The organism is Cupriavidus phytohabitans (assembly GCF_017815025.1).
Classification (GTDB): domain Bacteria; phylum Pseudomonadota; class Gammaproteobacteria; order Burkholderiales; family Burkholderiaceae; genus Cupriavidus.
The window spans coordinates 26994-46635 of record NZ_JAGIQB010000011.1; the positions used below are offsets into that span (position 1 = coordinate 26994).

Annotated in this window: 22 protein-coding genes and 1 pseudogene; 9 read left to right on the forward strand and 14 right to left on the reverse strand. The window is 68.1% G+C overall.

Features of this window, described 5'->3' with window-relative positions; all coding sequences use genetic code 11:
• Window positions 1–33: 33 nt before the first annotated feature.
• The gene (gene fabG / locus J8I34_RS09740) at window positions 34–765 is read left to right on the forward strand and encodes a 3-oxoacyl-ACP reductase FabG (protein ID WP_029045185.1); all 732 of its coding nucleotides are present in this window, start codon (window positions 34–36) and stop codon (window positions 763–765) included.
• Between the two features lie 116 nt (window positions 766–881).
• Here the strand turns inward: fabG and J8I34_RS09745 are convergent, their stop codons facing one another.
• From J8I34_RS09745 to argG, 5 genes and pseudogenes are all read right to left on the reverse strand, one after another.
• The gene (locus tag J8I34_RS09745; protein WP_029045184.1) at window positions 882–1535 is read right to left on the reverse strand and encodes a glutathione S-transferase family protein; all 654 of its coding nucleotides are present in this window, start codon (window positions 1533–1535) and stop codon (window positions 882–884) included.
• 73 nt (window positions 1536–1608) lie between these two features.
• Window positions 1609–2562, reverse strand: coding sequence for a prolyl aminopeptidase (gene pip / locus J8I34_RS09750; RefSeq protein WP_209805931.1), 954 nt, complete (start codon window positions 2560–2562; stop codon window positions 1609–1611).
• 71 nt (window positions 2563–2633) lie between these two features.
• The gene (locus tag J8I34_RS34705) at window positions 2634–3023 is read right to left on the reverse strand and encodes a type II toxin-antitoxin system HicB family antitoxin (protein WP_245175869.1); all 390 of its coding nucleotides are present in this window, start codon (window positions 3021–3023) and stop codon (window positions 2634–2636) included.
• A gap of 20 nt (window positions 3024–3043) precedes the next feature.
• A pseudogene (locus J8I34_RS34710) lies at window positions 3044–3193 on the reverse strand (type II toxin-antitoxin system HicA family toxin); the annotation flags it as partial.
• A gap of 94 nt (window positions 3194–3287) precedes the next feature.
• On the reverse strand, window positions 3288–4613 hold the full coding sequence (gene argG, locus J8I34_RS09765) for an argininosuccinate synthase (protein WP_209805932.1): 1326 nt from the start codon (window positions 4611–4613) through the stop codon (window positions 3288–3290).
• 302 nt (window positions 4614–4915) lie between these two features.
• Between argG and J8I34_RS09770 the strand changes: the two genes are divergently transcribed.
• Genes J8I34_RS09770 through J8I34_RS09780 form a run of 3 tightly spaced genes read left to right on the forward strand, consistent with a single transcriptional unit; the run spans window position 4916 to window position 7904 of the window.
• A complete protein-coding gene (locus tag J8I34_RS09770) occupies window positions 4916–6079 on the forward strand; it encodes a CaiB/BaiF CoA transferase family protein (RefSeq protein ID WP_209805933.1) in 1164 nt (387 codons plus the stop codon).
• 53 nt (window positions 6080–6132) lie between these two features.
• Window positions 6133–7104, forward strand: a complete 972-nt coding sequence (locus tag J8I34_RS09775; RefSeq protein ID WP_209772897.1) for a tripartite tricarboxylate transporter substrate binding protein — start codon at window positions 6133–6135, stop codon at window positions 7102–7104.
• 23 nt (window positions 7105–7127) lie between these two features.
• Complete coding sequence (locus J8I34_RS09780) at window positions 7128–7904, forward strand: enoyl-CoA hydratase (RefSeq protein ID WP_029045179.1); 777 nt, start codon at window positions 7128–7130, stop codon at window positions 7902–7904.
• Between the two features lie 6 nt (window positions 7905–7910).
• On the opposite strand, the gene J8I34_RS09785 is transcribed toward J8I34_RS09780, so the two are convergent.
• Window positions 7911–8846, reverse strand: a complete 936-nt coding sequence (locus J8I34_RS09785; protein ID WP_029045178.1) for a LysR family transcriptional regulator — start codon at window positions 8844–8846, stop codon at window positions 7911–7913.
• Between the two features lie 264 nt (window positions 8847–9110).
• On the opposite strand from J8I34_RS09785, the gene J8I34_RS09790 reads away from it, so the two are divergent.
• The 3 genes from J8I34_RS09790 to J8I34_RS09800 all read left to right on the forward strand — a co-directional run bounded on the left by J8I34_RS09790 (window position 9111) and on the right by J8I34_RS09800 (window position 10507).
• Window positions 9111–9536 carry a VOC family protein gene (locus tag J8I34_RS09790; RefSeq protein WP_029045177.1) on the forward strand — a complete coding sequence of 142 codons (426 nt, stop codon included), beginning with the start codon at window positions 9111–9113 and terminating at the stop codon, window positions 9534–9536.
• 97 nt (window positions 9537–9633) lie between these two features.
• Window positions 9634–9837 carry a SlyX family protein gene (locus tag J8I34_RS09795; protein ID WP_029045176.1) on the forward strand — a complete coding sequence of 68 codons (204 nt, stop codon included), beginning with the start codon at window positions 9634–9636 and terminating at the stop codon, window positions 9835–9837.
• Between the two features lie 112 nt (window positions 9838–9949).
• Window positions 9950–10507: a DUF1439 domain-containing protein gene (locus J8I34_RS09800; RefSeq protein WP_029045175.1), complete on the forward strand. Its 558-nt coding sequence runs from the start codon at window positions 9950–9952 to the stop codon at window positions 10505–10507.
• On the opposite strand, the gene J8I34_RS09805 is transcribed toward J8I34_RS09800, so the two are convergent.
• From J8I34_RS09805 to J8I34_RS09830, 6 genes are all read right to left on the reverse strand, one after another.
• Window positions 10504–11418, reverse strand: a complete 915-nt coding sequence (locus J8I34_RS09805) for a DMT family transporter (protein ID WP_209805934.1) — start codon at window positions 11416–11418, stop codon at window positions 10504–10506. The genes J8I34_RS09800 and J8I34_RS09805 overlap by 4 nt on opposite strands.
• A 400-nt stretch (window positions 11419–11818) precedes the next feature.
• Complete coding sequence (locus J8I34_RS09810) at window positions 11819–12709, reverse strand: NAD-dependent protein deacetylase (RefSeq protein WP_371748058.1); 891 nt, start codon at window positions 12707–12709, stop codon at window positions 11819–11821.
• Window positions 12643–12876 (reverse strand): oxidoreductase-like domain-containing protein, encoded by a 234-nt coding sequence (locus J8I34_RS09815; RefSeq protein ID WP_209805935.1) that lies wholly within the window; start codon window positions 12874–12876, stop codon window positions 12643–12645. The genes J8I34_RS09810 and J8I34_RS09815 overlap by 67 nt, the downstream gene beginning before the upstream one ends.
• Window positions 12877–12984: 108 nt before the next feature.
• Window positions 12985–13311, reverse strand: a complete 327-nt coding sequence (locus J8I34_RS09820) for a hypothetical protein (RefSeq protein WP_029045172.1) — start codon at window positions 13309–13311, stop codon at window positions 12985–12987.
• Between the two features lie 75 nt (window positions 13312–13386).
• A complete protein-coding gene (locus J8I34_RS09825; RefSeq protein ID WP_029045171.1) occupies window positions 13387–13623 on the reverse strand; it encodes a hypothetical protein in 237 nt (78 codons plus the stop codon).
• Between the two features lie 32 nt (window positions 13624–13655).
• Entirely contained in the window at window positions 13656–13868 is a 213-nt protein-coding gene (locus J8I34_RS09830) for a hypothetical protein (protein ID WP_209772885.1), read from the reverse strand.
• Between J8I34_RS09830 and J8I34_RS09835 the strand changes: the two genes are divergently transcribed.
• Both J8I34_RS09835 and J8I34_RS09840 read left to right on the forward strand, forming a co-directional pair.
• Window positions 13867–16200, forward strand: a complete 2334-nt coding sequence (locus tag J8I34_RS09835) for a patatin-like phospholipase family protein (RefSeq protein ID WP_209805936.1) — start codon at window positions 13867–13869, stop codon at window positions 16198–16200. The two genes, J8I34_RS09830 and J8I34_RS09835, sit on opposite strands and share 2 nt — an antisense overlap.
• A gap of 512 nt (window positions 16201–16712) precedes the next feature.
• Window positions 16713–17561: an IclR family transcriptional regulator domain-containing protein gene (locus J8I34_RS09840; RefSeq protein WP_029045169.1), complete on the forward strand. Its 849-nt coding sequence runs from the start codon at window positions 16713–16715 to the stop codon at window positions 17559–17561.
• 61 nt (window positions 17562–17622) lie between these two features.
• On the opposite strand, the gene J8I34_RS09845 is transcribed toward J8I34_RS09840, so the two are convergent.
• Complete coding sequence (locus J8I34_RS09845) at window positions 17623–18387, reverse strand: flagellar brake protein (RefSeq protein WP_029045168.1); 765 nt, start codon at window positions 18385–18387, stop codon at window positions 17623–17625.
• Window positions 18388–18586: 199 nt separating this feature from the next.
• A complete protein-coding gene (locus J8I34_RS09850) occupies window positions 18587–19501 on the reverse strand; it encodes a LysR substrate-binding domain-containing protein (RefSeq protein ID WP_209805938.1) in 915 nt (304 codons plus the stop codon).
• Between the last annotated feature and the right edge of the window lie 141 nt (window positions 19502–19642).

Here is a 19642-nt window from a genome sequence, read left to right on the forward strand (position 1 = left end):
AGCCGGCACGGCCCAACTGCTAGGACAACAAGCATGACCAATCCGACCGTACTGGTCACCGGATCGTCGCGCGGCATCGGCCGCGCCATCGCGCTGCGCCTGGCGCGTGACGGCTATGACGTGGTGGTCCATTGCCGCGCCCGCCGCGACGAGGCCGAAGCCGTGGCCGACGCGGTGCGCGCCCATGGCAGCAGGTCGCGCGTGCTGTGCTTCGACGTCAGCCGCCGGGACGAGGCAGCGGCCGCGCTGCTGGCCGACATTGCCACGCACGGCTGCTACTACGGCGTGGTCTGCAACGCCGGGCTGGCCCGCGACGCGGCGTTCCCGGCCATGACCGGCGCCGAGTGGGACGAGGTGGTGCACACCAACCTCGACGCCTTCTACAACGTGCTCAACCCGGTGGTGATGCCGATGGTGCAGCGCCGCCAGCCTGGCCGCATCGTCACGCTGTCATCGGTCTCCGGACTGGTCGGCAACCGCGGGCAGGCCAACTACAGCGCCGCCAAGGCGGGCATCATCGGCGCGACCAAGGCGCTTGCCATCGAACTGGCCAAGCGCGCCATCACGGTCAACTGCGTCGCACCCGGCCTGATCGACACCGACATGGTCGAGCCGCACGTGCGCGAGGAAGCGCTGCGCCTGATCCCGGCGCGGCGCATGGGCACGCCGGACGAGGTTGCTGCCGCCGTCGCCTTCCTGATGTCGCCCGATGCCGGCTATATCACGCGGCAGGTGATTTCGGTCAACGGCGGGATGTTCGGGTAAGGCACCGTCATTCCGCCGTCCTTCCGCCGGCGCTGTCCCTGGCAGCGCCGGCAGCGACCCGCAAGGGGTGCAGCGTCCGGCGAGAGCAAGTGCTGGCTGACGCGGACGCTCGCTGCTCAGTCCCGGTCCGGAGCGCCCGGCGGAAAGAACGAGCGGTAGGGCCGCGCCTCGTCGACGGCCCGGCTGAAGGATGGCCGGGCCAGCAGCCGGGAGCGATACGCGCGCACATGGGGGCACGCCGCAGGAACGGGATGCACCCAGTCCGCATAGAACAGCGACGGTGCCGCCGCGCAATCGGCCAGCGTGAAAGCCGTCCCCGCAGCCCATTGGCGGCCGGCGAGCCTGGCGTCCAGCCAGGCGTAGGCGCTTTCCAGCAGCTTGTGCGCCTCGGCCACGCCACAGGCATCGCGGTGGTCAGCGGGACGGAGATAGTCGAGCACGATGCGCTGCATCGGCGTCATCACGTACTGGTCGAAGAAGCGGTCCAGCAGGCGGACTTCGAGCGCGTCATCGGGCGCCTCAGGCAGCCAGCGCACCGCGCCCCGGTGATGCTGGTCGAGGTATTCGATGATGATGCTGGACTCGAACACCGTGCGCGGACCGTCCACCAGCAGCGGCATCCGCTGCAATGGCCATAAGCGCGCATGTTCGGCTGCATGCTCGGGATGGTCGGGCGACAGCATGCGAAACTCGAACGGGATCGCGTTCTCGTACAGCGCGATCAGCACCTTCTGGCAGTAGGAGGAAAACGGGTGGGCATAAAGCTGCATCGTGGGCTGCATTGCGGTCTCCTGTCTCCTGTCTCCTGTCTCCTGTCTCCTGTCTCCTGTTGGCCCGGCCGGGCTACGCCGCGGCGAAGCGGTCGGTGGCGGCGATCAGCTGGTCCATGATCCCCGGTTCCGTCCACGCGTGGCCTGCCCCTTCGATCAGGTGAAAATCCGCCTTCGGCCACGCCTTGTGCAGGGCATGGGCATAGCGCACCGGGCACGGCATGTCATAGCGCCCATGCACGATAACGCCGGGGATATCGGCCAGCTTGCCTGCGTCGCGCAGCAGCTGCCCATCCTCCAGCCAGCAGCGGTGCGTGAAGTAATGGTTTTCCAGCCGCGCGAAAGCCAGCGCGAAGTGGCTGTCATCATGTTTGGCGCTGTTGCCGGCATCCGGCAGCAGCGTGATGGTCTCGCCCTCCCACACGCTCCAGGCACGCGCGGCTTCGACCTGCTTGTCCTTGTCGTCGCCGGTCAGCAGCTTGCGATAGGCCGCCATCATGTTGCCGCGCTCCGCCTCGGGCACCGGCGCCTGGAAGCGCTCCCATTTCTCGGGGAATATCTCGGACACGCCGTACTGGTAGTACCAGTCCAGCTCTGCCTGCGACACCGTGTAGATGCCGCGCAGCACCAGCTCGCTGACGCGTTGCGGATGCTTCTGCGCATAGGCCAGCGCGAGCGTCGAGCCCCAGGAACCGCCGAATACCAGCCAGCGCTCCACGCCGGCCAGTTCGCGCAGCCGCTCGATATCGTCGACCAGGTGCCACGTGGTGTTGTTCTCCAGCCCCGCATGCGGCGTCGATCGTCCGCAGCCGCGCTGGTCGAAGAGCAGCACGTCATAGCGCGCCGGGTCGAACAGCCGCCGATGGTCGGCCGAGACCCCGCCTCCAGGCCCGCCGTGCAGGAACACCGCCGGCTTGGCGCCCGGCGTGCCGACACGCTCGTAATAGAGGACGTGGCCGTCGCCGACATCGAGCGTACCGGTGTGGTAGGGCTCGATTTCGGGGTAGAGGCTGCGCAGGGAGGACATTGGGTGGTGGCTCCGGTGGTCTCGAGGCCACAGTGTACGCCGCCAGGAATGGCGTTCGCGTCAGCCGGCGATCAGCCCTGTTCCATCTCGTGCTGTGCCGCGAGCGCGAGAAATGCCGATCGGCTCATATGCCGGCTCTTGGCAGCATCATCGATTTGCTGGACCAAACGCTCTGGCAAGCTGATATTCACTCGTACGGCTCTCGTGTTCACGCGTGACAGGTCGATATCCACCAGCATCCAGATGCCGCCCTGATACTGAGGATGATGAAACCAGCGCTCCGGACTGGATGGTTCGGGAACAGGCTCTCCGTCGGCAAAGTGAGCTTCGACAGCCTCCTGCGCGTTGGCCGGAATGTCCGCCCAGTCATCGGCAGCGGAAAAGCATCCGGGGAAATCCGGGAACGAGATGCCGTGCGCGTGCTTCGCGTCGCCAGGCTCGATATGGACGGGATATAGCATAGGGCTGCTTTCTTCGGGTGAGGCACCGTTACCTTTCCTGCTTTGGTGGGGTGCCTGAACTGATGGTGCGATCCGACGATGTGCGTCAAATACCAGCCGTCGGACGTCAGTTGCCTGATCAGATCCGCGCTCTTCATTTGCGCAACTTTACACAACACACGATGCGCCATCCAGCCCGCGTTGCTTGGAGACGGCGTAAAAAAAACCGGCACTCACGGTGCCGGTTTTCTACAAGCAGGTCGCGCCAGCCAGCGCAAACCCCAATCAGTCTTCCAGCTTCGGCAGCGAAGCGCTCACCTGCGTCGACAACAGGCCCGTCTTCGCATACGTCTGCAGCTTCTCGCGCGTATCGACGATATCCAGCGTACGCATGGTCAGCTGGCCGATGCGGTCCAGCGGGGTGAACATCGACTCGCCCTTTTCCATGGTCAGCCGTTCCGGCTTGTAGGTCAGGTTGGGCGAGGTGGTGTTCAGGATCGAGTAGTCGTTGCCGCGGCGCAGTTCGATGGTGACTTCGCCGGTGATGGCGCCGGCCACCCAGCGCTGGGCGGTTTCGCGCAGCATGATGGCTTGCGGATCGAACCAGCGGCCCTGGTACAGCAAGCGGCCCAGGCGGCGGCCGTTGTCGCGGTACTGCTCGATGGTGTCTTCGTTGTGGATGCCGGTGGTCAGGCGCTCGTAGGCGATGAACAGCAGCGCCAGGCCCGGGGCTTCGTAGATGCCGCGGCTCTTGGCTTCGATGATGCGGTTCTCGATCTGGTCGCTCATGCCCAGGCCATGGCGGCCGCCGATGCGGTTGGCTTCCATGAACAGGTCGACGGCGTTGGCGAAGGTCTGGCCGTTCAGCGCGACCGGCTGGCCTTCCTCGAAACGCACGGTGACTTCCTCGCGCTTGACTTCGACGTCGTCGCGCCAGAACTGCACGCCCATGATCGGCTGGACGATGCGGATGCCCGAATCCAGGTGCTCCAGGTCCTTGGCCTCGTGAGTGGCGCCCAGCATGTTGGAGTCGGTCGAGTACGCCTTCTCTGCCGACATCTTGTAGTCGAAGCCGTTCTGGCGCATGAACTCGGACATCTCGGCGCGGCCGCCCAGTTCGTCGATGAACTGCTGGTCCAGCCACGGCTTGTAGATCTGCAGGCCGGGGTTGGTCAGGAGGCCGTAGCGGTAGAAGCGCTCGATGTCATTGCCCTTGAACGTGCTGCCATCGCCCCAGATATTGACGCCATCTTCCTTCATCGCGGCGACCAGCATAGTGCCGGTGACAGCGCGGCCGATCGGGGTGGTGTTGAAGTAGGTGATGCCGGCGGTGGAGATGTGGAACGCGCCGCACTGCAGGGCGGCGATGCCCTCGGCCACCAGTTGCGTGCGGCAGTCGACCAGGCGGGCTTCCTCGGCGCCGTAGGCCTTGGCGCGGCGCGGGATGTCGTCGTAGTCGGGCTCGTCGGGCTGGCCCAGGTTGGCGGTGTAGGCGTAGGGGACGGCGCCCTTCTGGCGCATCCAGAGGAGTGCCGCGCTGGTGTCAAGGCCGCCGGAGAAGGCGATACCGACGCGCTCGCCGGTAGGAATGTGCTGCAGGATGGTAGTCATCGCCAGAAATCTAAGTGAATTTGTCGGCTCTTGGGCGGGCTTCCGCCACGCTGCGCGAAAAGCGCCAGCGCGCGCGGAAGCACGGCGACGCGGCCGGCCGAGTCACGGGCCGAGTCAGTGCCAAACGCGAATTGTGACACGGCAGCGCCCACGCGCCAAACGGCCGCCGCCGCCGGGCCGTTGGCAGCACCCCGGTGCAGCGTTGAAAAGCCGCGAACGCACCCTTCAAAACTCTCGACTGGTTCGCCCCCGGAACCTCTCCCTATACTGCGCCGCATCGTCGTTTTGAGAGCGGAGTCGTCATGTTGCATCGCGCCTTGGAAGGGGTCCGGGTCCTGGACCTGTCGCGCATTCTCGCCGGTCCCTGGTGCACCCAGAACCTGGCCGACCTGGGCGCCGAGGTGACCAAGGTCGAGCACCCCCGGCACGGCGACGACACCCGCGGCTGGGGCCCGCCCTACCTCGACGCACCGGCCGGCACCGATGGCGATCCGCGCCTGTCGGGCTATTTCATCTGCTGCAACCGCGGCAAGCGCTCCGTGGCGATCGACTACAGCACGCCGGAAGGCGCCGCGCAGGTGCGTGAGCTGGCGCGCGAAGCGGACGTGCTGGTCGAGAACTACAAGGTCGGCACGCTGGGCCGCTATGGGCTCGACTACGAAACCCTCAAGGCGATCAATCCCCGCCTGGTCTACCTGTCGATCACCGGCTTCGGCCAGGACGGGCCGATGGCCGACAAGCCCGGCTACGACTATGTGTTCCAGGGCATGGGCGGCCTGATGAGCTATACCGGCCAGCCCGACGGCGCACCGGGCGCGGGACCGCTGCGCACCGGCGTGGCGGTGGTCGACCTGAGCACCGGCATGTATGCGACCTCGGCGGTGCTGGCCGCGCTCTACCAGCGGCACTCGACCGGAGCTGGCGCTCACCTCGACATCGCCCTGCTCGACGTGGCCGTGGCGATGAATGCCAACCAGGCTGCCAACTACCTGGTCTCTGGCCAGAACCCCCAGCGCAGCGGCAACGCGCATCCCAACTGCGCCCCGTATGAAGTGTTCCGTTGCGCCGACGGGCACCTGATTCTTGCGATCGGCAATGACGGCCAGTTCGCGCGCTTCTGCGCGGTGGCGGGCATGCCCGGGCTGGCGCAGGACCCGCGCTACGCTACCAACTCGGCGCGCATCGAGCACCTGCCGGCGCTGCGCGCGCTGCTGACTGAACTATTCCCGACCCGCACGCGCGCCGCCTGGACCGATGCGTTCGACGCCAACGGTGTGCCTTGGGGCCCGATCCACACCATGGATGAGGTCTTCGCCCATCCGCAGGTGCGGCACCGCGGCCTGATGCAGGTGGCGGAGCACCCCGTCATGGGCCGCGTGCCGATGGTGCGCAACCCGATGCTGGCGGGCCACGACGGCCCGCTCGTGCCGCCGCCGCTGCTGGGCGAGCACGGCGCCGCCAACTGATGTCCTGCCCAGACAAGACCGAAGACCGACAAACCCTGCTCCGGAGACACCCGATGAAACCAGTCCTTGCCACCGTTGCCCTGTTCGCCGCGCTCGCCGCTGCCGGCGCCGCGCAGGCCAGCGCCTACCCCGACCGCCCGATCAAGCTGGTCGTGCCCTACGCCGCGGGCGGCACCACCGACATCATCGCCCGCATCGTCGGCACCCACCTGGGCCCGGTGCTGGGCCAGCCGGTGGTGGTCGAGAACCGCCCGGGCGCCGGCGGCGCCGTGGGCAGCGCCTATGCCGCCAGGCAGCCTGCCGACGGCTACACGCTGGTGATGGAGGTGGAAAGCTCGCATGCGGTCAACCCCAACGTCTACGTCAAGACCGCGTATGACCCGGTGAAGGATTTCGCGCCGATCAGCAACCTCGCCGACGTGCCGAATGTGCTGGTGGTGAACCCGTCGTTCCCCGCGGCAGACCTGCAGTCCTTCATCAAGCTGCTGAAAGCCAATCCGGGCAAATATTCGTTCGGCTCGTCGGGCAATGGCGGCCTGAGCCACATGAACGGCGAACTGTTCATGAACACGACCGGCACGCGCATGCTGCACGTGCCCTACAAGGGCCTGGGCCCGGCGCTCAACGATGCGGTCGCGGGCCAGATCCAGGTCGTGTTCGACAACATCCCGTCGTCGTCCGCCCTGATCCAGGGTGGGCGGCTGAAGCCGCTGGCGGTCGCGGCGAAGCAGCGGCTGAAGGTGCTGCCCAATGTGCCGACCTATGCCGAAGCCGGCTTGCCGGCGATGAACAATCCGTCGTGGTTCGGACTGGCCGCGCCGGCCGGCACGCCCGCTCCCATCCTCGACAAGCTGAACCAGGCCGTGCGCAAGGTGCTGGCCGAGCCCGACGTGATCGCCGCGATCGAGAAGCAGGGCGCGATCCCGGCACCCACCTCGCGCCAGGCGTTTTCCGAACTGGTGCGCGGGCAGAATGCGCACTGGAAGCAGGTCGTCGACGATATCCACTTCACCAGGCTTCAGTAAGCGAGCCACCAGCAAGGACCGACATGAGCGAAACCATCCAGGAACAGCACGCCGGCGTCGATATCGACGCGCGCGGCATTGCCACCGTCACCATCCGCGACGCGGGTTCCCTCAACATCCTCGGCACGCCGGTGATCGCCTCGGCCACGCGCGCGCTCGAGGCGCTGGCCGCCAACGACGCCGTGCGCGTGGTGGTGCTGCGCGGCACCGGCGACAAGGGCTTTATCGGCGGCGCCGACATCAAGGAAATGGCCGCGCTGGACCGCGCCAGCGCGCAGGCCTTCATCAGCGGCCTGCGCCGCCTGTGCGATGCGGTGCGCCACTGCCCGGCGCCGGTGATCGCGCGCATGCCGGGCTGGTGCCTGGGCGGCGGGCTGGAGCTGGCGCTGGCGTGCGATATCCGCATCGCCGCCGACAATGCGCAGCTCGGCATGCCCGAGGTCAAGGTCGGCATCCCGTCGGTGATCCACGCCGCGCTGATGCCGCGCCTGATCGGCAATGCGCGCGCGTCATGGCTGCTGCTGACGGGCGAGATCGTCAACGCCGAAGACTCGCTGCAGTGGGGGCTGGTCAGCCGCGTGGTGCCGCTGGATGCGCTGGACCAGGAGGTCGAGCGCGTGGCCGCGCTGCTGGCGGGGTTCGGTCCCGTCGCCGTGCGCCAGCAGAAGCGTTTGCTGCGCGAGTGGGAGGACGCGCCGGTCGATGTGTCGATCAACAACAGCGTGGCGGAATTCGGCAGCGCGTTCGACACCGGCGAGCCGCAGCAGCATATGGCTACGTTCCTCAACCGCAAGCGCTGATTTGCGCTATGGCGCCGTGCTGGCCACGGCGCCGCCTTCGCGCGTGGCCACCACGCGCGGATCGTTAAGCAGGAACTGCGCGAACGCCTCGGCAAATGCCGGCAGCTTGCCGTCGGCGCGCACGATCAGGTTGAGTTCGCGCAGCGCCCACGGCTCGGCCAGCCTCACCCCCACCACGCGCGCTTCGCGCAGTGCCTGTGCGGCCACGCTGCGCGGCACCAGCGCCACGCCCACCCCCGCCTCGGCCAGCGACAGCACCGCATCGAAGCTGTGCGCATGCAGCCGCACGTTCGGGCTCTTGCCCGCGCGCTGCGCCATCTCGCGCAGGAACAGGAAGTTGCTGCTGGTGCGGCTCATGCAGACAAAGTCGAAGGCCAGCGCCGCGCCGAAGCGCACCTCCGGCTCGCGCGCCAGCGGATGCTCCGCCGCCACCGCCAGGATCAGCTCGTCGCGCGCATAGCGCACCGAGCGCACGCCGGTGGTCTCGAAATCGCCGGCGAGGATGCCGACGTCGGCCTCGTGTGCAGCCACCGCGGTCAGGATCGCCTGGCTGGCGCGTTCTTCGAGGTCGATGTTCACGTCCGGGTTGGCCAGCAGGAAGCGGCTCACGCTCGGGATGATGAAGCCGTTCAGCGAGCTGCTGTTGGCCAGCAGCCGGATATTGCCTTTCAGGCCCGCCGAGAAACGGCCCACCTCGCCGTGCATGCGCTCGACGCCGAGCAGCAGCTCGCGCACATGGACCAGCAGTGTTTCCCCAGCCGGCGTCAGCTCCATGCCGCGCGCAGTGCGCACGAACAGCGGCGTGCCCATCGCATGTTCCAGGTTCTTCAGCCTGTAGCTTGCCGCCGATGCGGTGATATGCGTGGCCGAAGCACCGCCGGAAAGACTTTGTGCATCGGCGATCGCCTGGAACAGGCGCAGGTCGGTCAGTTCGTAACGCAAGGCAGCCCCGGATGTCTAAAGTGGGTCAGGCGAGAACCGGATCGAGACGGTTCGCGGGCATTCTAGTGCAGCACGGCGCGCACGGTCTCGCCGACAACCGGCCTCGCATTGATGTGGACACCGGCCACTTTGTTTGCTAAGGTATTGTGGACGGCGTACACAATACCGTTGCGCCCGTTGCCGGATCCTCGCGACCATCCGTCCGTACGATGGCTACGTTCTTCCTGGCTGCCCGCCCGGGCAGCCTCCTTTACAGGAGTTGTCATGCAAGTCCAGCCCTATCTCTTTCTTGAAGGTCGTTGCGATGAAGCTGTCGAGTTCTACAAGAAGACCCTTGGCGCCAAGGTGAACATGCGGATGACGTTCAAGGAGAACCCCGAGCCGGAAAAGGCCGATCCCAGCTGCCAGGCTCCGCCGGGAACGGAAGACAAGGTCATGCATATGGAATTCCAGATCGGCGACAGCGTGATCATGGCGTCCGACGGCCGCTGCTCGAACCAGCCCAAGTTCGAGGGCTTCGGCCTGACCATCAGCTTTGCCGACAAGGCCGGGGTGGAAAAGGCCTTCAACGCCCTGAAGGAAGGCGGCCAGGTGGTGATGCCGCTGGACAAGACCTTCTTCGCCGAGCAGTTCGGCATGGTGAGCGACCGCTTCGGCATCATGTGGATGTTGATCACCGAGCAGAAATAAGCGCGGCGCGTGCGGTTTCGCCGGCGGTGGCGGCATACGGGATTACAATGCGCGCCGCCAGCCGGAGGAACCGGCGAACCCACGACAGCCACGCGCCATGGACGAACGCATCACGGAACTCGAAATCAAGCTCGCCTTCCAGGAAGACCTGCTCGAAACGCTCAACGCTACCGTGGCCCGGCAGCAGCAGCAGATCGACCTGTTGCAGGGGCAGTTTCGCGCCCTCTACCAGCAGTTGCGCAGCGCCACGTCGACGGCGGCGGAGTCCGATCCCCTGCAGGAAATCCCGCCGCACTACTGATGCCGCGCGCAGGGTACGCATCTGCCATGTGACGGAACGCCGTCCCGCGCGCGCGGTCTGACTGGCTGACACCCATCCATGGCGCGCCGGCGAGGCGCGCACGATCCGCCACATGCGCCTGCGCCCTTCCTTGTTCCTTGCCGCCGCGGCTGTCTGCGCCGCTGCCACGCCCGCCCTGGCCGGCTACAACGTCTGGACCGGCGAATACACGCTGACCCGCCAGGAACTGCAGGCCGCGCTGGAGCAGCGCTTTCCCGCCACGCTGCGCTACGCGGAAGTGGTGACCGTGCAGCTGAGCCACCCCCGTCTGGTACTCGACGAGGCCAGCAACCGGCTCACCACCCATGTCGACGCACGCCTGACCAACGCACTGCTGCCCTCGCCGCCGGTCGACGGCACGCTGGCGCTCAATAGCGGCGTGCGCTACGACCCCGGCCAGCGCGCCGTGCTGCTCGACAACCCCACTGTGCAGCAAGTGGAGGTCAACGGCATGGCCCAGTACCGCGAGCAGCTCAATGCCATCGGCGCGGTCGTCGCGCAGCAGTTGCTGAAGGACTATCCGGTCTACACCTTCAAACCCGAGGAATTGCGCTTCGGCGGCAAGGAGGTCGAGCCGGGGACGATCACGGTCGGCAAGGACGAAGTACGGGTCGAAGTGAAGAACCGCTAACGGCGCAACGTATCCCGCTTGCCGCGGAACACCAGCGACAGTCCCGCCAGCACCGCCGCCATCCCGGCAATCGCCAGCGGCGCCATCCGGTTGCCCAGCAGCAGGTAGTCCAGCACGGCGGTGCCGGCAGGGACCAGGTAGAACAGGCTGGTCACGTTGACCAGGTTGCCCGCGCGGATCAGCCGGTAGAACAGCAGTGTGGCGCCGATCGAGATGACCAGCGTCAGCCACAGCAGCGGCAGCGCGAACGCCAGCGATACCTCGAAAGCAAAGGGCTGGAACGGCAGGCACAGCAGGCATGCCGCGAGGCTGGCGCCGGTCTGCAGCGGCAGCACCTGCGCCGGCTCGCGCGTGATGCGCTTCTGCAGGATGGCGCCGACGGTCATGCAAGCCAGCGATGCCAGCCCGCACAACACGCCCGCCAGGGAAAGCCGTGCCAGCAGCAGGCTGTCCGCGACCACCAGCGCCAACCCGGCAAGCGCGAGCGCCAGGCCCGCCATGCGGGCGGTGTTGTAGCGTCGCTCGGTCAGCAATAGGGTCAGCATCGGTTGCGCGCCCAGCACGGTGGCAAGCACGCCGGGCGTCATGCCGTGGTCGAGTGCGAGGAAATAGAACACGGCGTAGCCGCCGATCAGCAGCAGGCCGGTCAGCGCCACATGCAGCCGTTCGCCCCGCGGGGGCAGCACATGGCCGCGCGCCAGGCCGATGGCGCCCAGCACGGCCAGCGTCAGGGCGAAGCGCAACGTCAGCAGCGCAAAAGGCGTGGCGTGGTCAAGCCCCAGGCGCGCCGCGATGGCGCCGCTGCTCCACAGCAGCACGAACAGGGGTGTGGCCCACGGCGCGGCGGATACCGCATGCCGGGCATCGGTCGCGGCGCCAAGTTGCGCCGCGCAGTCTTTTTCGGTGGTCATGGAATGTCATCTGTCGAAAGCATGGCAGACCCCGGCGCGCAGGCGCGCCCAACAACCCACGGCGGCCGGCAGCGGCGCACAGGCGCGCGGCTACCGTGCCGTCAGGCACGCGCAGGCGTGAAAACCGGGGACGAGAGTGCTGCGATTCGGGGCGCGATGCGCGCCCGTCAGCCGCGTGGCGGCGGGGGCGGATGCGCGCCGCCGGAGAACGGCGGCGGTGCGACAGAGACGAACGCAGGCTGACGACGCACGCACGGCAACGCGTCGCACGGCGGTGCGGCGTTGACGGGGCGATGGCGGTCTGCGGTCATGACGAAATCGGGAATTTGATGCGAAGTCTGCCGATGCTATGCCTGTGCGGCGGCCGCGTCAACGGCGGCATCCATGATCTGGCCACCGCTCAATCTGCGGCGCCTGCATCGAGCTGCGCCACCAGCGCCTGCAGCGCCGGCGCGCAGCCGGCTTCGACCTTCAGCGCCAGCATGCCGTCCGCGCGCGTGGTGCCGAGGTTGAGCGCCGCCACCGGCTTGCCCATCTGTCCGGCCCAGACGCAGAAGCGGTAGCCCGAGTAGACCATCAGCGACGAGCCCACCACCAGCATCGCGTCGGCGGCCTCCAGCGCCGCACGCGCGGCATCGACGCGCGCGCGCGGCACCGACTCGCCGAAGAAGACCACGTCCGGCTTGAGGATGCCGCCGCAGCGTCCGCACTCGGGCACGCGGAACTGCGCGAACAGCGGCGATTCGAAATGCACGTCGCCATCGGCGGCCGGCTCGGCGATCACGTCGCGCAACGCGGCGTTCCGGTCCAGCAGCCAGTCCTGCAGGCCGGCGCGGTCATGGCGCGCGCCGCAGTCCAGACAGATGGCGCTGCCCAGGCTGCCGTGCAGCTCGATCACGTCGCGGCTGCCGGCGCGCTGGTGCAGGCCGTCGACATTCTGCGTGACCAGCGCTCCCAGGCGGCCCTGCTCGCCCAGCCGGACCAGCGCCTGATGGGCGCCGTTGGGCCGCGCCTGCCACGCCACCGGCCAGCCCAGCATGCTGCGCGCCCAATAGCGCTGGCGCCCGGCGTGCGAGCCGAGAAAGGCCTGCAGCGTGATCGGCTGCGAACGCTGCCACTGGCCGCGCGCGTCGCGATAGCCGGGGATCCCGGAATCCGTGCTGATGCCGGCGCCGGTCAGCACGAACAGGCGCGGATGGCGCCGAACGAAGTCGAGCAACGCGTTCAATTGGCCGGATCCTCCGCGCTGGCCGGATCCTCCGCGTGCCGCGCGGCCTGGCGCGCTTCCCACGCGCGCAGTTCCTCGCGGTAGCGGTCCAGTTCCTGGTAGTAGTAATCGAAGATGCAGGGATCGCAGCCGGAGCCGCAGCATTCGTCGTCGCCGGGCCGCTCGGGTGGTACGGGGCGCGGGTCATCGACGGGGTTGACGGCAGGGTTGACGGGAGACGCTTGGGGCACGGACTGCACGCCGCTGCGGGCGGATTTGGCGGATCAGCCGCCAGTATATGCCGCCGGCGCCAACCACGCCGCCGCCCCGCCGCCGCGGCAGCGCCGCAGCAGTGGCCCTCAGTGGCTCAGCAGCACGTTGCCGACCGGGATCACCAGCGCCGTGCCGGACAGGCAGGCCATATCGTCATCGGCAAGCCAGCGCGCCACCAGGTCGGCCAGCCGCGCACCGATGCGGGCCAGCTCGGGCGGATCGGCCAGGTAGACGGCATCGATCACGTCCTGGTCGAACGCGAGCGACGCACTGACGCGGCAGCGGCCCGGCGAGCCGGGCGGCTCTGCCTGCCAGCTCACCTGCACCTCGCTACCCCCGGCGCGATGGTATTCGGCCGACATCGGGAACAGCCGGCAGGTATGTTCGCGGGTCCACTCCACCAGTACGGTCATGGCGATTCCCCCTTCTTCGCGGTCCGTGCGGTCCGTGCGGTTCCATGCCGCCCGCCGGGTGCGCCGCTGGCGGCTTCAGCGGCTCAGTACATGGTAGAGCCAGTCGTGCGCGCGTGGCGGCACGCCCAGCGCGATCGCGTCGATACGCCGGCCCTGCACGCAGATCGCGCCGTCGTGCAGGGCATCCACCGCTGCCTGGGCACTCGGGTACCGTCCCATCACGCCATTGCCCAGCATCAGCATCCAGTCCTTCTGGCGGGGAATCAGCGTCAGTTGCCCCGCCGCGGTCTGGCAAAAGAAATAACCGTACATGCATTCCCCACCCGCCTTGGCCTGCGTTCATCTTAGTCATTGCAGGCAGCTTGCGCAGCGCGCTGCCGGCCGCAGATGCCGATCTGCACGCTTCCGAGCGGCATGATGAATTGTTTTGCGGCACGGGCGCCGGGCGGCCCGCGCGCCGCGTTTTTGCCCGAAGATAAGCCGACGCCCATCCCGGCCGCGCACAGACCGGGCAACCGGCGCCGCATTGCGGCTGCCTGCTGAACGGACGACGACATGAAGGCAGCCACACCCCACGGGTTGCGGATCCTGCGGCTGGCAGCGCTTGCGCTGGCGGCGTGCCTTGCCGTGGGCGCCCGGGCCGCGCCGGACGCAGCGACCGCATCGAGCGCGCCGGACATGCCGGCGCCAGCGATCTCCCCCCTGGCCCCTGCGGCGCCGGCCGTGATCGGCACGCCGGCCGCCACCGCCGCGCCAGCGCGCGGCACACGCCCGCGCATCTGCCTGGTGTTGTCCGGCGGCGGGGCGCGCGGCGCCGCGCATATCGGCGTGCTCAAGGTGCTGGAGGAACTGCGCGTGCCGGTGGACTGCATCGCAGGCACCAGCATGGGCTCGCTGGTCGGCGGCGCCTATGCCACCGGCATGTCGCCCGCCGAGATGGAGCGGCTGGTCGGCGGCCTGAGCACCGACAAGCTGTTCAAGGAACGTCCGCCGCGCCAGGACCTGACCATCCGCCGAAAGCAGGACGACTTCACCAACCTGTTCACGCCGGAGATCGGCGTGCAGTCGAGCGGGCTGATGCTGCCCAAGGGCGCGGTCTCGGGGGTGCAGCTGGAAACGGTGCTGCGCCAGCTGGCGCGCACGCCCGGCTACCGCGACTTCGACAAGCTGCCGATCCCCTACCGCGCCGTCGCCACCGACCTGGTCTCCGGCACGCCGGTGGTGTTCAACGCCGGCGAGCTGGCCAACGTGATGCGCGCCAGCATGTCGGTGCCGGGCGCGGTGGCGCCGGCGGAATACCAGGGCCGGCTACTGGTCGACGGCGGACTCACCGACAACCTGCCGGTCGGCGTGGCGCGCGCGATGGGCGCCGATGTCATCATCGCCGTCAACCTCGGCACGCCGCTGATGAAGCGCGAGGAGCTGACCTCCATCATCGGCGTGACGGGCCAGATGCTCAACATCCTGACCGAGCAGAACGTGCGCGCCTCGCTGGCCTCGCTGGCTCCCGCCGACGTGCTGATCGAGCCGGCGCTGGGCGATTTTTCCGCGACCGACTTCGACCACCTGACCGCCACCATCCCCATTGGCGAAGCCGCGACGCGCAAGGTGGCCGAACGCCTCGCGCCGCTGGCTCTGCCGCCGGCGCAGTACGCGCAGCTGCGCGCCGTGCAGCAGGCAGTGCCGCCGCCGGACACGCGCCCGGTCGATGCGATCGAGCTGGCGCCGCTGCACCGCGTCAACCCCGAGGTAGCCACGGCCGTGATGGAGACCAAGCCGGGCGAGCCGCTCGGCCAGGCCACGCTCGACCAGGACATGCGGCGGCTGTTCGGCACCGGCGACTTCGAGCACGTCAACTACGGCATCATGGAAGAGCCGGGCAAGCGCATCCTGGTGGTCAATGCGGTCGAGAAATCGTACGGGCCCGACTACCTGCGCTTCGGCCTCGGGCTCAGTTCGGACTTCCGCGGCGATGCCTTCTTCAACCTGGTCGGCAGCTACCGGCGCACCTGGCTGAACTCGCTTGGCGCCGAGTGGCGTACCGATGCGCAGGTGGGCCAGACCACGTCGCTGATGAGCGAGTTCTACCAGCCACTGAACACGCGCCAGTATTTCTTCATCGCCCCGCGCATCGAGCTGGAGCGGCGGCCGGTCAACGTGTTCCAGGGCAGCACCCGCCTGGCCACCTATGACCTGCGCCGCTTCGACGTCGCGCTGGACGTGGGCAGCCAGTTCACCAAGTACGGCGAGCTGCGTCTGGGCGTGCAGACCGGCACGCTGGACGCCACGCTGAGCACCGGCCCGGAGGCGCTGTCGCCGGGCCCCGGCAGGATCAAGCGCGGCGCCATTACCGGCCGGCTCTTCTTCGACCAGCTCGACAGCGTCGACTTCCCGCGCTTCGGCTATGCGGCCTCGCTGCGCGTCTATGCCTCGCAACCGGGGCTCGGTGCCGACGATTCCTATGTCAAGGCGCAGGCCGAAGGAACCTATGCGCATTCGTTCGGCAACCATACCGTCTCGCTCGGGTTCAAGGCCGGCACCAATGTCGGCAACCCACTGCCGCGCTATGACCTGTTCCAGTGGGGCGGCTTCCTGCAGCAATCCGGCTATGCGACCGGCCAGCTGCTGGGCGGCAACCTGCAGTTTGCGCGGCTGGTCTACTACAACAAGCTGGCGCGGCAGACGCTGCTGCAGGGGATCTACGCCGGCTTCTCGCTGGAGGCGGGACGCATGGGCGCGCCGCTCGTGCCGGGCAGCCCGACCGGGCTGCTCAAGTCAGGGTCGCTGTTCCTGGCGCTGGACAGCCCGCTGGGGCCGCTCTATTTCGCGTATGGCAGAGCCGCGGCGGGGACATACAGCTTCTACCTCTACCTCGGCAAGCCGTTCTGAGGCGGGAGGCGACAAGTGATGCGTGAGTACCCCACCAAAGTTGTATGTAATGTCTTAATTCAAATGTCTATACTTTTCCTGTCAGCAAGACCCCCTCTTGATTGACAGACCCTTCCCCGGTCGCCGCTACCCCAGCGGCGACTTTTTTATGTGCGGTCGCCGCGCGCCGGATAACGACCGCGAGTGCGTGATACCCCGCCCACCCTCCTATCATCCCCCGCCTCGGGCCGCGCTGCCGGCCGCTTCGCAGAAGTCTCCATGCAGATCGATTTCCGTGCTGGGTAGCGCCGCGTTCGGCGTGGGCTGGGGGCTGGCCCGCATGGCGTTGTTCAAGGTGGCGGAGCGGGTACGCAGGCGGCAAGGAGTCCGCGATCCAGGGTACGGCCTCGATCACAAAGCGAGCATCGTGCCCACCGGGACACACGTGGATGCACGCAATGCTGGCCCGTTGCGCCAAGCCGGTTTAAGATTGCGCGATTATCGAACAACGAACCCCGGACAAGCACAGCCCAATGGAAGTCCTCCGCCCCATCGGTCTCGGTCATGCACAGGCCGACACCGTCCGCGTCGCCCGGCCGCACGCCGATTTGCTGAGCAGCTTTGCCGGCGATCCCAATTTCATGCTGTCGCTGGCGCGCGGGCTGACCGTGCTGGAGGCCTTCTCGGAACGCAAGCGCCCGCTGACCATCTCGCAGGTGGCGCAGCGCACGCAGCTGTCGCGCGCCTCGGTGCGGCGCTGCCTCTATACGCTGGAACAGCTCGGCTATGTCAGCCAGCAGGACGGCCAGTTCGCGCTGCGCCCGCGCGTGCTGCACCTCGGGCATGCGTATTTTTCCTCGACCTCGCTGGTGTCGCTGGCGCAGCCGATCCTGGACAACCTGAGCGCGCGCATCCACGAGACCTGCGCGCTCGCCATCCTCGACGGCACCGACATCCTGTATCTCGTCCGTTCCGAAGTGCAGCGCGTGCTGAACTACTCGCTGGGCATGGGCAGCCGCCTGCCGGCCTACTGCACCTCCAACGGCCGGCTGCTGCTGGCGCACCAGCCGGCCACGGTGCTCGACGGCTTCTTCGAGCATGCCGAGCTGCGTCCGCGCACGCTGCAGACCAAGGTGTCGCGGCAGGAGCTGGAGGCATGCTTCGCGCGGGCCCGCGAAGTCGACTACGTGATCGTTGATGAGGAGCTGGAGCCGGGCCTGCGCGCGATGTCCGTGCCGGTGCGCTCGGCCTCGGGCATCGTGCTGGCCGGCCTGAGCGTGAGCGTGCGCGCCGCGCGCGTGTCGGAAAGCGATATGGTCACGCGGCTGCTGCCGCCCATGCGCGAAGCCGCCGCGGCCATCGGCCGGCTGATCGGCTCCTAGGCGCGCGGCGGCGCCGGGCTGAGCATGGCCCGGGCACCGGCCGCGCCCGGGCCGGGACGCTTCAGCCCCGGTGTGCCAGCTCCAGCGCGAACACCAGCCGTTGCAGGAAATTCTCCATGCGGCCATCCGGACTGACAAAGGCGCAGCCGAAGTGGTGGATGGCGTTATCGTCGTGGCCGACCAGCCAGTGGCCGACCACCTGCAGGTCGAGCTCGACCTTGCCCAGTTCACGGAAATCGAGGCAGCACTTGGCCACGGTGGTGCCGACCGGCAACTGCTCCTCATTGACGCTCCTGGAGCGCAGCCCGACACCGGACAGTGACAGGTCGGCAATGTCCAGGCACAGCAGCGCATTGTCGGCGCGGCGGATCTCGCAGCGGTAGCCCTTGGTCACCAGCGTGCGCGCGCGGAAATGGCGGCGGCGCTGGAAGTGATAGAGCTTTTCCGGAAATTCGACGACAAAGGCCGGGCCTTCCTCGAAGCGGGTCGCGGCCGGCTGTCCGACCATGAAGTTCACCGGCACGCCGCGCAGCAAACCCGAGAACGCATTCTCTTCCGAAGTCATCAGCGACTGCCTCTCGGCGTCGGCATTGCACCAGTCGAACACGAAGGTCCGGTTGACCGGATCGACATGCAGCACCGAGGTGACAAACTGGTGGCCGGTGCGGGTGCGCACGCTCAGCATGCACTTCTGCCACGACAGGTCGCGCAGCACGGTGCCGATCTGGGAGTTGTGCGTGAGGCGGTAGCGCTCGTCCGCCGGCGTGGCTGCGGCGGCGTCGATATCGGTTCCGGTGCCGGCCCCGGTGGCTTCGTGCTGATTCATGGATTCACGCAACGTCTGGTATAGCGGGATGCCGCCGGGTCGTGGGGTAGTGGGGGGCGCGGCAGCCAGTCGGCCTGCCGGCCGCGCGCCGCATGTTAAGCGCGTGCCCCCGCGTCCGGCAAGGCTCATGGCGACACCTTCGGCAAAACTGTGGCAGAACTTGAGCACAGACTTACGGGGGGTAGCGCCCGCGCCGCTTTCAGGCTCCCTTCGGCTCCCACAGCGGGGCCGCGGGCGGTGCGGGCGGGGCCGCCAGGGTAGCCAGCGCCTCTTCGCGCAGCCACGCCAGCAGCAGCAGCCGGCGCGTGTCGTGCTCGAACGGCGCCGGCGACAACAGATGGTAGGCCGATCCGTCCGGCGTGAAGCCGAACGGGGCAGCCAGGCGTCCGTCGGCGATCTCGTCGGCGGCCATCAGGCGCGAAGCCATGGCCCAGCCTAGACCCGCCGCGGCGGCCTGCAGGCTCAGGTAGAAATGCTCGTACCAGGCATCGCCCTCGAAGCTGGAGGCTTGCGCCGCCGGGCCGGCCGCCGCCAGCCAGCGTTGCCACGCATCGGGCCGGGTGCGCGTATGCAGCCGCGCCGGGACGGCGGCGGCGCCCTGCGCCAGCAGCGGGCGGCACACCGGCCCGACCCATTCCTGCGCCACCTCGCGCGCGTGCCAGCGCGGCTCAAAGGCAAAGTCATTGCGCCGCAGCGCCAGGTCGGCGCCGCTGCGCGCGAAATCGATCGGCCCGCCCGCCGCCATCAGGTGCAGCGGGATGTCGGGGTGGCGCGCGGCAAAGCGCGGCAGGCGCGGGATCAGCCAGCGCATCGCCACGGTCGACTCGCACGACAGTACCAGCGCGCGGCCGGGCGGCTGGGTGCGGATGCGCGCGGCGGCGCCGGCCAGCATCTCCATTGACTGGGAGGCGGCGGCGAACAGCGTGCGCCCCGGCTCGGTCAGGAAGACGCCGCGGTTGCGCCGCTCGAACAGCGCGACGCCGAGCGTGTCCTCCAGCTGCCGAATCTGCCGGCTGACCGCGCCGTGGGTCAGGTGCAGCTCTTCGGCCGCGCGCACGAAGCTCTCGTGGCGTGCGGCAGCCTCGAAAAAGCGGATCCAGCCCAGCCAGTGCATCGGAATTTCAGTCAGTTTTTCTCACGGATTTGCGCAAGTATATATCGGTTGTGAAGGCCGTTTCTGGCACGCAGAATTGGGTACGCTTTGCCTCGCCAGCCCAGGCTGGAGGCGGCAATCCGCTCTCAACCACAAGGTAAT